The following is a 13120-nucleotide window of genomic DNA, read 5'->3' as shown; positions in this document are numbered from 1 at the left end:
CTAGCATCGGCCGATGCCCTGTCGCCACATCCTCGTCACCGGCGCCGCATCGGGCATCGGCCTCGCCACCGCGCAGCATCTCGCCGCGGCGGGAGCGGAACGGCTGGTGCTGGTCGATGTCGATGCCGCGGCATTGGCGCGGGTCGCTTTGCCGTGTCCGATCAGGGCACTGGCAGGCGACGTCGCCGACGAGCATTTCTGGGACGAAGCGACCGCCGATCTCGCCGGGATCGACGGTGCGGTGGTCAATGCGGGGGTGGCCGGCGCTGGGCCGATCGCCGATCTGTCCTTCGCCGAATGGCGGCGCATCCTCGGCGTCAATCTCGACGGTGCGTTCCTGACGCTGCGCGCCGCGATGCGCGCGATGACCGGCGGCGGCGCGATCGTCGCCACCGCATCGGCGGCGGGGATCAAGGCGGAGGCCGGCGTCGCCGCTTATGGCGCGTCCAAGGCGGCGCTGATCCATCTCGTCAAGGTCGCCGCCAAGGAGGGCGCCGCGAACCGCATCCGCGTCAACGCGATCGCACCCGCCGGGGTCGAGACGCCGGTATGGGATGCGATCCCGATGTTCGCCGAGCGCGTCGCCGCGATCGGCCGCGATGCCGCCTTCGCGGAACTCGCCGCGCTGGCGACGCCGCTCGGCCGCTATGCGAAACCCGAGGAGATCGCCGCGCAGATCGGCTTCCTCCTCTCCGACGCCGCGGCGCTGATCACCGGCGCCTGCCTGGTCAGCGACGGCGGCTATACGTTGTGATCACCACAGGACGCCCTTGACCGGCTTGGTCGGTTCGGGGGCGGGATCGCCGATCGACTGGAGCAGATCGATTTCGATCGTCCGGCACATCGCGGTCAGCGGCACGTCGTGGACGGTATTGGCGAAGGGATCGACCAGATCGTCGCCGATCTGCAGCACCGCAAGGAACATCAGCCCGGCCAGCGTCGAGCCGAGCGGCGTCGCATAGCCCAAGGTCTCGACCAGCCCGATCGGCAGCAGGATGCAGAAAATGTGGGTGAACAGCGTCGGGAAGAAACGATATTGATTGGGCAGCGGCGTGTTCTTGATCCGCTCCATCCCGCCCTGCGCATTGGCGATGTCGACCATCGTCGATTCCATCCGCGTCTGCTGGATGGTGTCGATCCAGCCGCGGCGGCGGGCATCGTCGATGCGGCGGCCGGTGCCGTCGAGCAGGCCGTTGGCGATGTTGCTGCGGGTCAGCGCCGGCTCCGCCTCACCGCGCGACAGGAATTTGAGCACCTGTTCGTCGACCGGCTGGCGGCGCAACTGGCAGCGCAGCGCATTCACGTAGGCGATCTGGCGGATGACGATCGTGCGGCGCAGGTCGTGCGCCTCGTCGACCGGCAGGAAATTGCGCGCCTCGCGGCTCAGACTGCGCGAGGCGTTGATCATCGCCCCCCACAGCACGCGCCCTTCCCACCAGCGCTGATAGGCGGAATTGTCGCGGAAGCCGATCAGCAGCGCGAGCACCGTACCGAACAGCGTCAGCGGCAGGGAGGGCGCCTTGAATTCGAGCGCATAGTAACTGACGGTGACGATGACATCCCAGATGAACAGGATCACCAGCGGCTTCCAGACTTCGGCGACGACGCGGGTGAAGCGGGGAGTGGTTGCAACGATCATAGCGTGTCCAGATGGGATCGGAACGGTCCGAACGCATCAACAATCGATCTGCTGCAACGCAAAATCACAATTCAGCCACCCACCAGCGCCCGGTCGCGCAGGCCGCGCCAGATCCGCAGCGCCTGGACGGTCGCCGCGACATCGTGGACGCGGAGCAATTGCACCCCCGCCTCCGCACCCTTCAACGCCAGCGTGAGACTGCCGCCGAGCCGCGCGTCGACCGGGGCTTCGTTGTCGAGCGCACCGATCATCCGTTTGCGGCTGGCGCCGAGCATGATCGGGCAGCCGAGACCGTGGAAGATCGCCAGACCGTTGATCAGCGCGAGATTCTCGGCAAGCGTCTTGCCGAAGCCGATGCCGGGATCGACGATGATCCGCGATCGCTCGATCCCCGCCGCGACGACCGCGGCGATGCGCGCGTCAAGCCAGTCGAACACGTCGGTCAGCACGTCGCGATAGCCGGTACGCGCGTGACCGCCCTCCTTCGGATCGGGCGAGTGCATCAGCACCACCGGGCATCGCGCCCGCACCACCACGTCGAGCGCGCGGTCGTCCCACAGCAAGGCGGAGACGTCGTTGACGATATGCGCGCCGGCGGCGAGCGCGGCGTCCATGACCGCGGCCTTGCGGGTGTCGATCGAGACGGGGGTGCCGCTGCGTGCGAGCCGCTCGACGACGGGCACGACGCGGGCGATCTCGTCACCCTCCCAGACCTGCGCCGCACCGGGGCGGGTCGATTCGCCGCCGAGGTCGATCAGCGCCGCGCCGGCGGCGGCCATGTCGACGCCGGCCGCGGCCGCGGCGGCGGGGTCGTCGCTGTGCCGGCCGCCGTCGGAGAAACTGTCCGGCGTGACGTTGAGGATGCCCGCGACGAGTGGTTGGTCTAGCCGCAGCACGCGCTCGCCGAGTTGGAGCGGCGGGCGCGGCGCGGTGATCGCGGCGTGGAGGCGGACGGCGCTCTCGCCGAGGGTGGCGACGTCGGCGATGGGGATGGTGCGGCGGCGGCCTGCTTCGATGACCTCGTAGGCTGCGAACCATTGCAGGCCGCCGGCGAGACGCGCGACCGCGCCGTCCGGCTGGGTGACGGGGGTGTCGACGAACTGGACGGGGCGAAGGTGGAGACTCATCGCCGGTCCATCCGACGGCGCCGCCGACAAGGCAAGCGCCGCGCATTCCTCCCCGGAACGGGCAAGGCAATCGCATATGGACGCTCGTACGAGCCTGTCGTCTTCCAAGACCACCCCGTCACCCCGGACTTGTTCCGGGGTCCACCCTGCGGCGAGGAGAAAAGCCTAATTCGACACCGTTCTCTCGCGGCCCGGTGGACCCCGGAACAAGTCCGGGGTGACGAAAGTGGTAAGGAAGCCGATCAAAGCCTCATCACCGCAGCCATATGTGATAGCCCTGCCGGAACGGGAGGATTGCCTTACGGCTGCGTCGCCAGCAGATACGTCTGGCGCAACGTGTCGATCGGCTTCAGCTTGCCCTCGCCGTCATGGTGCCAGAAGGTCCAGCCGTTGCACGCCGGCGCGCCTTGCAGCGCCGCGCCCAATTTGTGGATCGATCCCGCCGCGCCGCAATCGGACAACAGGCTGCCGTCGGCGCGCACCGTCACGCGGAAACGGCGCTTCGAATCGGTCAGCACCGCGCCGGGCGTCAGATAGCCGTTTTCGACCAGCACGCCGAACGCGACCTTGGGCTGCTGGCGCGGGCTCTGCATCGTCGCCAGCGCCGATTCGTCGAGCGGCAGCGCCGCGGCGATCCGCTCCTCGGCCGCGGCGATATAATCGCCCTCACGCTCGATGCCGATCCAGCGGCGCCCCAGCCGCTTCGCCACCGCACCGGTGGTGCCGGTGCCGAAGAAGGGATCGACCACCACGTCGCCCGGCTTGGTGCAGGCGAGCAGGATACGGTACAGCAGCGCCTCGGGCTTCTGCGTCGGATGAACCTTGACGCCGCCCTTCTTCAACCGCTCACCGCCGCCGCAGATCGGGAATTCCCAATCCGAGCGCATCTGCAATTCGTCGTTGAGCGTCTTCATCGAGCGATAGTTGAACGTGTATTTGGCGCCCTCGCCCTTCGCCGCCCAGATCAGCGTCTCATGCGCGTTGGTGAAGCGGGTGCCGCGAAAGTTGGGCATCGGATTGGCTTTCCGCCAGACGATGTCGTTGAGGATCCAATAGCCGAGATCCTGCACCGCGGCGCCGACGCGGAAGATGTTGTGATAGCTGCCGATTACCCAGATCGTGCCGTCGTCCTTGAGGATGCGGTGCGCCTCCGCCAGCCAGGCGCGGGTGAAAGCGTCATAAGCGGCGAAGGTGTCGAACTTGTCCCAATCGTCGGTGACCGCATCGACGTGCGTGCCGTCGGGGCGGAACAGCTCGCCGCCGAGCTGTAGATTGTAGGGCGGGTCGGCGAAGACCATGTCGACCGATTTGTCGGGCAGCGCACGCATCGCCGCGATGCAATCGCCGCGGATGATGCTGTCCAGCGGCAGGGGCGCGGCCGGTCGCGCCGTCGCCGGCGCCGCTGCGCGCGCCGCGACGCGCGACTGCCTGACCTTCTCGATAACCGCCATTACGTCCCCCTTGCCGCCCTATTCGCGCGAAACTGCGGACTCCCGTCAAGGGATGATTGGTTAACGTCGGGTCCCGCCGTTCGGTCGCCGCGGCGGGCCGCTACGCTCTCGACCCAGATGTTGGGAAGCGCGGCCGCCACCGACCCCAAGTGCTGGGGTCTGTGACTCAAAAGACTCAGCGCGCGCTTTGCTGCAAATTTTTGCCGTCCATGGCCTGCAGGTCGAGCTGGATAGCGGCCGACGCGTCGTCGCCCGTGATTCGGGCGTAGGCGGCGGCGACCGGCGCGAAGCTGCGGCGATGCAGCGGCGTCGGCCCATGGTCGCGCAGCGCGGCGAGATGGTGCTTGCAGCCGTAACCCTTGTTCGAATGCCAGTTATATTGCGGGTGGACCGCGGCATGCTCCAGCATGATGCCGTCGCGCATATGCTTGGCGACGATCGAGGCGGCGGCGATCGACACGCTGTGCGCATCGCCCGAGACGATCGCGGTCGCCGGATAGGTCCAGCGCGGCAGGCGGTTGCCGTCGACCAGCACATGGCCGGGATCGCAGCCGAGCCGGGCGACCAATGCATCGACCGCGAGCGTCATCGCCTTCATCGTCGCCCAATAGATGTTGAGCGTGTCGATCTCCGCGGGCTCGACGATGCCGACGCCGTAGACGCCGCGCGTGGTGATGAGGCCATACAACCGCTCGCGCTCGGCGGCGCAAACCTTCTTCGAATCGTCGATGCCGCGCGGCGTGCCCTTTGCGGGCAGCACCACCGCGGCGGCGACCACCGGCCCGGCGAGCGGCCCGCGTCCCGCCTCGTCCACCCCGGCGACGGGAGGCAGGCAGGTCTTCTCATGCTTCCATCCGGGCATTCAGCCCTCCAGTTCGTCGAAGGGGACGACGCCGAGCGTGTGACCGATCGGGCCATGGCCGCCGCCCAGACCCGGCGCGTTGACGATCGCGATACGGACGAAGCGCACCGCCTGTTCGAACGCCGCCTCGATGCCGAGGCCGCTGGCGAGCCCGGTGGCGAGCGCACTGGCCAGCGTACAGCCGGTGCCGTGCGTATCGACCGTGTCGAAGCGTTTGCCGATCAGGCGGCGAAGCTCGCCCTGCGGCGACAGCAGGCGATCGGTGATCTCGGCCTCCTCGCCGTGCCCGCCCTTGGCGACGACATGGCACCCGTGCGCGAGCACCGCCGCTTCCCCGCCGAGCGCCGCCATCTCCGGAATATTGGGGGTCACCACCGAGGCGACGCCCATCAACCGTTCGAACGCCGCCATGGTGGCGGCATCGGCGAGCACCGACCCGCTGGTCGAGACCATCACGGGATCGAAGACGATCGGCACGTCGAGCTGATCGAGCAGGTCGGCGACCGCATGTGCGGTCTCCGCCGAACCGATCATCCCGATCTTGACCGCGTCGACGCCGATATCCTCGACCACGCTGCGCATCTGCGCGACGACGATGTCGACCGGGATGGCATGGACCGCCTGTACGCCGAGCGTATTCTGCGCGGTGATCGCGGTGATCGCCGTCATCGCATGACCGCCCAGCATCGTGACCGTCTTGATGTCCGCCTGGATCCCGGCGCCGCCGCCGGAATCGGATCCGGCGACGATGAGCACGCGCGGGATCACCGCCCGGTCCCAAAAGTGCCGGCACGGCGGCATCGCTCGCAGGACATGGCGATGGTCGTGGGTTGGCTGATCGTAGGCGCCATGGCGGCCGCCCATGCCACAGGTCGGGGGGTGGAGAATAGAAGAACGTGGTTCGCGCGGAGGCGCGGATAATTGGCCCCCGGTAGGCAGGGCTTTCTCCTTCCCGACCGTTCGTGCTGAGCCTGTCGAAGCACAATGGGACTCGAACGCGACAGCTCGAGCAGAGAATACGAAAGGCTATTGATTCACGCGAAGACGCGAAGGCGCGAAGGTATTGCGTGCGGCTTTGCGACAGCTCTTCCCCCCAGCCGCAGCAGGGCAATCGCATATTGACACTCGTGCGAGCCCGTCGTCTTCCAAGCCCACCCCGTCACCCCGGACTTGTTCCGGGGCCCACCCTGCGGCGAGGAGAAGGGCTTGATTCGACACCGTTCTCTCGCAGCCCGGTGGACCCCGGAACGAGTCCGGGGTGACGTAATTAGTAAGGAAACCGATCGAGCCCTCATCACCGCAGCCATATGCGATAGCCCTGCCCGCCACAGGAACAGCCGCCGCGGCAGCAGGTGACGCTGCCGCGCGCGCACCATCTTCGCGTCTTCGCGTCTTCGCGCGAAAAACCCGTCTCAGCTCTGGAAGCGCCGCTCCGCGACGGCGGGGTGCGCCTTCAGCACCTTGCCGATCCGCGTCGGCCGGTCGAGCAGTTCGCCGCCGCAATCGGGACAGCGTTCATCGAGTTCATCGGCGCATTCGCTGCAATAGGTGCTTTCCAGCGAGCAGATGAACGCCCCCGGCGCATCCGCCGGCAGGTCGGCGCCGCAGCGCTCGCAATCGGGACGCATCGCCAGCATCAGGCCGCCGCCTGCCGCACCGCGTCGCAGATCCGGTCGACTACGGTCTCGACCTGGCGCGCATCGTCGCCCTCCGCCATCACGCGGATCACCGGTTCGGTCCCCGACGGACGGATGACGAGGCGGCCGGTGCCGGCAAGCTCCGCCTCGGCGGCGGCGATCACCGACTGGACCGACGCATCGTCGAGCGGCTTGCCCCCCGCGAAACGGACGTTCTTGAGCAGTTGCGGCAGTGGCGCGAACCGGTGGAGCACCTCGCTCGCCGGCGCACCGGCGCGCTTCAACTCGGCGAGCACCTGCAGCGCGGCGACGAGGCCGTCGCCGGTGGTGCCGTAATCCGACAGGATGATATGGCCGGACTGTTCGCCGCCGACGTTATAGCCCGAGCTGCGCATCTTCTCGAGCACGTAGCGGTCGCCGACCTTGGTGCGGACGAGCCCCAGTCCCTGCGCCTTGAGATGGCGTTCGAGGCCGAGGTTGGACATCACCGTCGCGACCAGCCCGCCGCCCGCCAGCCGCCCGGCGCGTGCCCAGCCCGCGGCGATCGTCGCCATCAGCTGGTCGCCGTCGATCACCCGGCCGGTCTCGTCGACGACGATCAGCCGGTCGGCGTCGCCGTCGAGCGCGATGCCGATGTCGGCGCCCGCCGCGACCACCGTCTCCGACAGCGTCTGCGGCGCGGTCGAGCCGACGCCGTCGTTGATGTTGGTGCCGTTCGGCGTGATGCCGATCGAGACCACGTCCGCGCCCAGCTCCCATAGCGCCAGCGGTGCGACCTTGTAGGCGGCGCCGTTGGCGCAATCGATCACGATGCGCAGCCCGTCGAGCCGCAGGTCGCTCGGAAAGGTCGATTTGGCGAAGTGGATATAGCGGCCCTGCGCGTCGTCGATGCGGCGCGCGCGACCGATCTGCGCCGACGGCGACAGCGCGACGTCGCCCTCCTTGGCGCTGTCGATCAATTGCTCGATCGTCTCTTCGGCCTCGTCGGACAATTTGTAGCCGTCGGGGCCGAACAATTTGATGCCGTTGTCGGCGAAGGGATTGTGGCTCGCGGAGATCATCACGCCGATATCGGCACGCATCGACTGGGTGAGCATCGCCACCGCCGGGGTCGGCAGCGGCCCGACCATGATGACGTCCATGCCGACGCTGGTGAAGCCGGCGACGAGCGCGGATTCGAGCATATAGCCCGACAGGCGCGTGTCCTTGCCGATCAGCACGCGATGCTTGTGATCGCCGCGCTGGAAATAGGTGCCGGCCGCCATGCCGACCTTCATCGCCATGCTGGCGGTCATCGCGCCGGCGTTGGTCGCGCCCCTGATGCCGTCGGTACCGAAATATTTCCTTGCCATTGCGTGCGATCCGTTCCGCTATGCCGCTTGCTCGATCCCCCGATGCGCCAAGGAACCCGATGTCGCAAGCCACCCGTATCCTGCTGGCGCTCGTCGCCGGCATCGCGCTCGGTATCGCCGCGGTGGCGTTCGACAAGGATTGGGCGCTGCGCGTCACCAGCGTCACCCAGCCGGTCGGCGAGGCGTGGCTGCACGGCCTGCAGATGGTGATCGTGCCGTTGATCGTCGGGCTGCTGGTGACCGGCATCGCCGCCACCGCCGAGGCGGCCCGGGCGGGGCGGATCGCCGGACGCGCGGTGGTGCTGTTCGTCGTCGTCCTGTGGTGCACGACGCTGATGTCGGCGATGGTGATGCCGGTGCTGCTCGATCTGTGGCCGCTGCCCGAGGCGTGGTCGGTCGCGCTGCGCAGCGCGCTGACCGCGACCGCGCCGCTCGGCAAGGTGCCGACGCTCGCCGATTTCTTCGCCACGATCGTACCGACCAACGTCGTCGCGGCGGCATCGAGCGACGCCTTCCTGCCGCTCACCGTGTTCACGCTCGCCTTCGCCTTCGCGATCACCCGGCTGGAGGATGCGGCGCGGCAGCGGCTGACCGACCTGTTCCAGGCGATCACCGACGCAATGCTGGTCATCATCGGCTGGGTGTTGAAACTGGCGCCGATCGGCATCTTCGCGCTCGCTTATGGCGTCGGCGCGCGGACCGGCGCGGCGGCGTTCGGCGCGCTGATCCACTATATCGTCATGGTGTCGGCGATCGGGCTGATCGTATTGCTCGCCGCCTATCCGGTGGCGCGCTTCGCCGGCGGCGTGCCGCTGCGCCGCTTCGCGCGCGCGGTCGCGCCCGCGCAGGCGGTGGCGATCAGCACGCAAAGCTCGCTCGCCTCGCTGCCGGCGATGCTCAAGGGGTCGGCCGAGATCAGCGTCGCCCCGGCGACGGCGGGGATCGTGCTGCCGGTGGCGGTCGCGATCTTCCGCGCGACGAGTCCGGCGATGAACCTAGCCGTGGCGCTGTACGTCGCGCATTGGCTCGGCGTGCCGATCGGTCCGGGGCAGCTCGCCGCGGGAATCGCCACCGCGGCGATCACCACCATGGGATCCGTGTCGCTGCCGGGAACGGTGAGCTTCTTCGCCAGCGTCGCGCCGGTGGCGTTCGCGATGGGCGTGCCGATCGAGGCGCTGGGGCTGCTCGTCGCGGTGGAGACGGTGCCGGACCTGTTCCGCACGGTCGGCAACGTGACGATGGACGTCGCGGTGACCGGGGTGGTGGGGAAGCGCGACTGATCCTCCCCGCTGGCGGGGAGGGGGACCAGCGCAGCTGGTGGAGGGGGGCTTCCACAGGCGGTATGCTGCGTGAAGAGTCCCCTCCACCACCGCTACGCGGCGGTCCCCCTCCCCGTGCCGGGGAGGATCAGGGGCGCCGCTCGTCGCGCGTGTTCACGCCGGCCGCGGCGGGTTCGCCGATCGCCGCTTCGCCTGCCAGCGCGTGCGCCTCGTCGCCGATCGTGTCGAGATGCATCAGCTTCGTCACGAACGGCGCGAGCACCAGCACGACGACGCCGACACCCATCGAGAACCAGCCGATCCGTCCGTAGACCTCCAGCACCTGCGCCGGACCGGCCCCCTCGCCGCCGGTCGCCTGCGCGATCAGTCCGGCGATGAAATTGCCCGCTGCGGTGGCGAGAAACCAGGTCCCCATCATCAGCCCGGTCATGCTCGCCACCGACAGCCGCGTCATCGACGACAGGCCGATCGGCGAGAAGCACAATTCGCCCATCGAATGCAGCATGTAGAGCAGGATGACGAAGATCGCCGGGGTGAGGCCGCTCGCCGGCGCACCGAGGATCAGCGCGAAGAAGCCCGCCCCGACCAGCACGAGACCGATGCCGAACTTGAACGGCGCCGAGGGTTCGATGCCGCGCTTGCCCATCGCGGTCCACAACAGGCCGAACAAGGGCGCGAGCGTGATGATGAAGAAGGAATTGACCGACTGGAACCACGACGCCGGCATTTCCCAGCCCAGTACCGTCCGGTCGACCGACTGGTCGGTATAGAGGTTGAGCGACGAGCCTGCCTGTTCGAACAGCGCCCAGAACAAAGGCGACAGCGCGACTAGGAAGAGCGCGGCGAAGATCCGGTGGCGCTCGACCTTCGGCAGCGCGCGGAACGAGGTGAGCAGGATATAGCCGACGGTGAACACCGATCCGGCGATCAGCACGATGCCGACCGCGCCCTGGTTGCGGACCAGCCACCACGACAAGGCGACCGCAACGAGCGCACCGGCGTAGATCGCCCATTCGATCGACAGGCCGATGGGGGTGCGGGTCTGCAACGCGCCGGCGACCGGCGGTTCGCCGACGTCGTACAATTCGCGGCGGAACAGCACGAAGACGATCAGGCCGAGCGCCATGCCGATCCCGGCGGCGCCGAAGCCGTAGGACCAGCCCATCCGCTCGCCGAGATAGCCGACCAGCAGCGGGCCGATGAACGCGCCGGTGTTGATCCCCATGTAGAAGATCGAGAAGGCGCCGTCGCGACGGGTGTCGTCGCGCGGATAGAGCTTGCCGACCAGCACCGAGATATTGGCCTTGAGGAAGCCGGTGCCGACGATGATGAAGGCGAGCGCGAGATAGAAGCCGTTGAGCGCACTGCCCTGCATGCCGACCGGCCCCTCGACCGCGGCGATCATCAGATGGCCGACGGTGATGAACACGCCCCCCGCCAGCACCGCCTTGCGCGGTCCGAGATAGCGGTCGGCGATATAGCCGCCGATGATCGGCGTGACGTAGATCAGCGCGGTGTACGCGCCGTAGACCGCGAAGGCGGGCTGTTCGCCGAACAGGAAATGCTTGGTCAAATAGAAGACCAGGATCGCCCGCATGCCATAATAAGAGAACCGCTCCCACATCTCCGCGAAGAACAGCAGGAACAGCCCGAGCGGGTGTCCGAGGAAGGTGCGCGCGTGGGCCGGTACGCCGCCCCCGCTCGCTGATGCGATGGCCATAAGGTCTGCAAACTCCAACACATTCATGGCGCCGGCCCGACCGGGCGGCGGATCGCGGCAACCTAACGGCTGATCCCCTGCTGTAAACATCGCCGCCACCCGCTATGAGGCGGCATCATGTTCAACGACACCAGCACGCCGCTTTCGCTGCTCGCCACCCGCCGCTCGGGCAAGCCGCGCGACCTCGTCGCCCCCGGCCCCGACGCCGCCCAGCTCGACCAGATGCTCGCCATCGCCGCCCGCACCCCCGATCACGGCAAGCTCGCGCCGTGGCGCTTCGTCATCATCGACGATCGCGACGCACTGTCGCGGCTGCTCGCCGACGCCTATCGCGCCGAGCGGCCGCAGGCGCCGCGCGGCGACCTCGACGCGCTCGACCAGTTCGCGCGGCAGGCGCCGACCCTGGTCGTGGTGCTGTCGTCGCCGGTGACGGCAAGTCCGATCCCGTTGTGGGAGCAGGAATTGTCCGCCGGCGCGGCAACGATGAACCTGCTCCACGCGGCGCATGCGCTGGGCTTCGCGGCGGGCTGGTTGACGGGATGGCCGACCTTTTCGGACGCGGTGCGCGACGGCCTGGGGACGGCGCCCGAGCGGATCGCCGGTTTCGTGTTCATCGGCACCCCGAGCCGGCCGCTCGACGAACGGCCCCGCCCGGAGCCGGCACGGATCGTCTCGCACTGGCCCAACATGGGATAGTCCGGCCAGGTTGTTATGGACCTTTTCCGCCGTTGGTGTATTAAGTCAGCATGACAGCGTTCAGCAACGAGGACAGCCCGGTCTACATCCGGTTACGCGGCACCATCGCGGCGGGCATCCTGCGCGGTGACTATCGCGCCGGCGACCAGCTTCCCTCGGTACGCGCCTTCGCCGCCGAACATGGCGCCAATCCGCTGACCGTCGCCAAGGCCTATCAGAGCTTCCAGGACGACGGCTACGTCGAGGTCCGCCGCGGCGTCGGCATGTTCGTGCTGCCGGGTGCCTCGGAGAAATTGCGCGCGGCGGAGCGGGCGGCGTTCGTCGAGACGCAATGGCCGCGGATTCGGGGCTATATCGACCTGCTCGGACTGGATGCCGCCGACCTGCTGGAGCGCGAGCAGGCGTAAAAAGCGAGTTTGCGCCGCAGGCTGACGCGATATTCCGAGCTGCGTGGTGATATACCGTACGCGCGGCTGGCGAGACAACTCCGCGTCTTCGCGTCTTCGCGCGAATCCACTCTTCTTCAGAACAGCCCCAAACTCTCCACTTCTTCGGTGGTCAGGTCGATGCCGAACATCAGCGACATGCGCATGCGATAGACGCGCGGGTCGGTGATCTCCGCGACGCTGCTATTGTCGCCGGCGCGGCGGTGATAGCGGCGGTCGGTAAGACCGGCGAGGCCGTGCGGCAGGACGATGCTGGCGATGGTGAGCTGGGTGAAGCGGCTCTGCGGCGCGGTCGACGCCCAATGGTTGGACAGAGCGAGGTCGGCGTCGAACACCGCGGTCTCGTGGAAACTATATTGCGGCTGCCAGCCCTCGCCGGTGCCACGGCCATCGGTCGAGCCGGGATCGCCGCGGCGGCTGAGCATCCAGCCGTGCTCGGCATGGCGGTCGAGACGGAACCAGGCGCCGTCGAGCGCCTCCGCTTCCCAGCCGTCGGCGAGCGCCATCACCGGCGCATAGCTGCCGCCGAAGCCGGCGTCGGCGATCCACGCGCGTCCGTCGATCGTCACCAGACTGAGCGTATGGGTGAGCGGCGGCGCGTCGGTGACGCCGAGCCAGACGCGCGCGAGCAGCGGCCGGACGGCGAAGCCCAGCGCGGTCAGCGCGTCCATGAACAGGCGGTTCTGCTCGAAACAATACCCGCCGCGCTTGGCCGTCACGAGCTTGGCGAAGACCGCATCGCTGTCGATCGCGATACCGCGGCCGAGGCGGACGTCGAGATTCTCGAACGGGATCGACAGGCGATGCTCGCGCTGGAGCCGGCCGAGCCCCTCGGCGTCGGGCGTGACACGGGCGGGCAGACCGATGCGGGCGAGATAGGCGTTGAGGTCGAACATGATAGGTCCTTGGA

13 protein-coding genes are annotated in these 13120 nt (G+C 68.2%); 4 read left to right on the top strand and 9 right to left on the bottom strand.

The window, feature by feature from the left end; genetic code table 11:
• Positions 1 to 13: 13 nt before the first annotated feature.
• Entirely contained in the window at positions 14 to 754 is a 741-nt protein-coding gene (locus AC07UH_RS02405) for an SDR family NAD(P)-dependent oxidoreductase (RefSeq protein WP_495179466.1), read from the top strand.
• Here the strand turns inward: AC07UH_RS02405 and AC07UH_RS02400 are convergent, their stop codons facing one another.
• The 7 genes from AC07UH_RS02400 to glmM all read right to left on the bottom strand — a co-directional run bounded on the left by AC07UH_RS02400 (position 755) and on the right by glmM (position 8068).
• Positions 755 to 1639, bottom strand: a complete 885-nt coding sequence (locus AC07UH_RS02400; protein WP_038663948.1) for a bestrophin family protein — start codon at positions 1637 to 1639, stop codon at positions 755 to 757.
• 71 nt (positions 1640 to 1710) lie between these two features.
• Positions 1711 to 2766, bottom strand: a complete 1056-nt coding sequence (gene folP, locus AC07UH_RS02395) for a dihydropteroate synthase (RefSeq protein ID WP_495179467.1) — start codon at positions 2764 to 2766, stop codon at positions 1711 to 1713.
• Between the two features lie 299 nt (positions 2767 to 3065).
• Positions 3066 to 4217 (bottom strand): site-specific DNA-methyltransferase, encoded by a 1152-nt coding sequence (locus tag AC07UH_RS02390; RefSeq protein WP_038663953.1) that lies wholly within the window; start codon positions 4215 to 4217, stop codon positions 3066 to 3068.
• A 175-nt stretch (positions 4218 to 4392) separates the two neighbouring features.
• Positions 4393 to 5079 (bottom strand): ribonuclease HII, encoded by a 687-nt coding sequence (gene rnhB, locus AC07UH_RS02385; RefSeq protein ID WP_495179468.1) that lies wholly within the window; start codon positions 5077 to 5079, stop codon positions 4393 to 4395.
• Complete coding sequence (gene thiD / locus AC07UH_RS02380) at positions 5080 to 5880, bottom strand: bifunctional hydroxymethylpyrimidine kinase/phosphomethylpyrimidine kinase (protein ID WP_495179799.1); 801 nt, start codon at positions 5878 to 5880, stop codon at positions 5080 to 5082.
• 611 nt (positions 5881 to 6491) lie between these two features.
• Positions 6492 to 6716 (bottom strand): DUF1272 domain-containing protein, encoded by a 225-nt coding sequence (locus AC07UH_RS02375; protein ID WP_495179469.1) that lies wholly within the window; start codon positions 6714 to 6716, stop codon positions 6492 to 6494.
• Positions 6716 to 8068 (bottom strand): phosphoglucosamine mutase, encoded by a 1353-nt coding sequence (gene glmM, locus AC07UH_RS02370; protein WP_038663962.1) that lies wholly within the window; start codon positions 8066 to 8068, stop codon positions 6716 to 6718. Before glmM ends, AC07UH_RS02375 begins: the two co-directional genes overlap by 1 nt.
• 59 nt (positions 8069 to 8127) lie before the next feature.
• Here glmM and AC07UH_RS02365 point away from each other — a divergent pair, with 59 nt between their 5' ends.
• Positions 8128 to 9348 carry a dicarboxylate/amino acid:cation symporter gene (locus AC07UH_RS02365; protein ID WP_495179470.1) on the top strand — a complete coding sequence of 407 codons (1221 nt, stop codon included), beginning with the start codon at positions 8128 to 8130 and terminating at the stop codon, positions 9346 to 9348.
• A gap of 127 nt (positions 9349 to 9475) precedes the next feature.
• Here AC07UH_RS02365 and AC07UH_RS02360 read toward each other — a convergent pair whose 3' ends face one another.
• On the bottom strand, positions 9476 to 11068 hold the full coding sequence (locus AC07UH_RS02360) for a peptide MFS transporter (protein ID WP_495179471.1): 1593 nt from the start codon (positions 11066 to 11068) through the stop codon (positions 9476 to 9478).
• Positions 11069 to 11185: 117 nt separating this feature from the next.
• Here AC07UH_RS02360 and AC07UH_RS02355 point away from each other — a divergent pair, with 117 nt between their 5' ends.
• Together AC07UH_RS02355 and AC07UH_RS02350 are read left to right on the top strand one after the other, a co-directional pair.
• Complete coding sequence (locus AC07UH_RS02355) at positions 11186 to 11764, top strand: nitroreductase family protein (protein WP_495179472.1); 579 nt, start codon at positions 11186 to 11188, stop codon at positions 11762 to 11764.
• Positions 11765 to 11814: 50 nt separating this feature from the next.
• Positions 11815 to 12171 (top strand): GntR family transcriptional regulator, encoded by a 357-nt coding sequence (locus AC07UH_RS02350; RefSeq protein WP_038663973.1) that lies wholly within the window; start codon positions 11815 to 11817, stop codon positions 12169 to 12171.
• A gap of 116 nt (positions 12172 to 12287) precedes the next feature.
• Here AC07UH_RS02350 and AC07UH_RS02345 read toward each other — a convergent pair whose 3' ends face one another.
• Entirely contained in the window at positions 12288 to 13106 is an 819-nt protein-coding gene (locus tag AC07UH_RS02345) for an arylamine N-acetyltransferase family protein (protein ID WP_495179473.1), read from the bottom strand.
• Positions 13107 to 13120: the final 14 nt, after the last annotated feature.

The sequence above is a fragment of the Sphingomonas sp. GW821-FHT04B01 genome (genome assembly GCF_059420425.1).
Note: the sequence above shows the minus strand (reverse complement) of the source record. Positions and strands in the feature narration are given on the sequence as shown.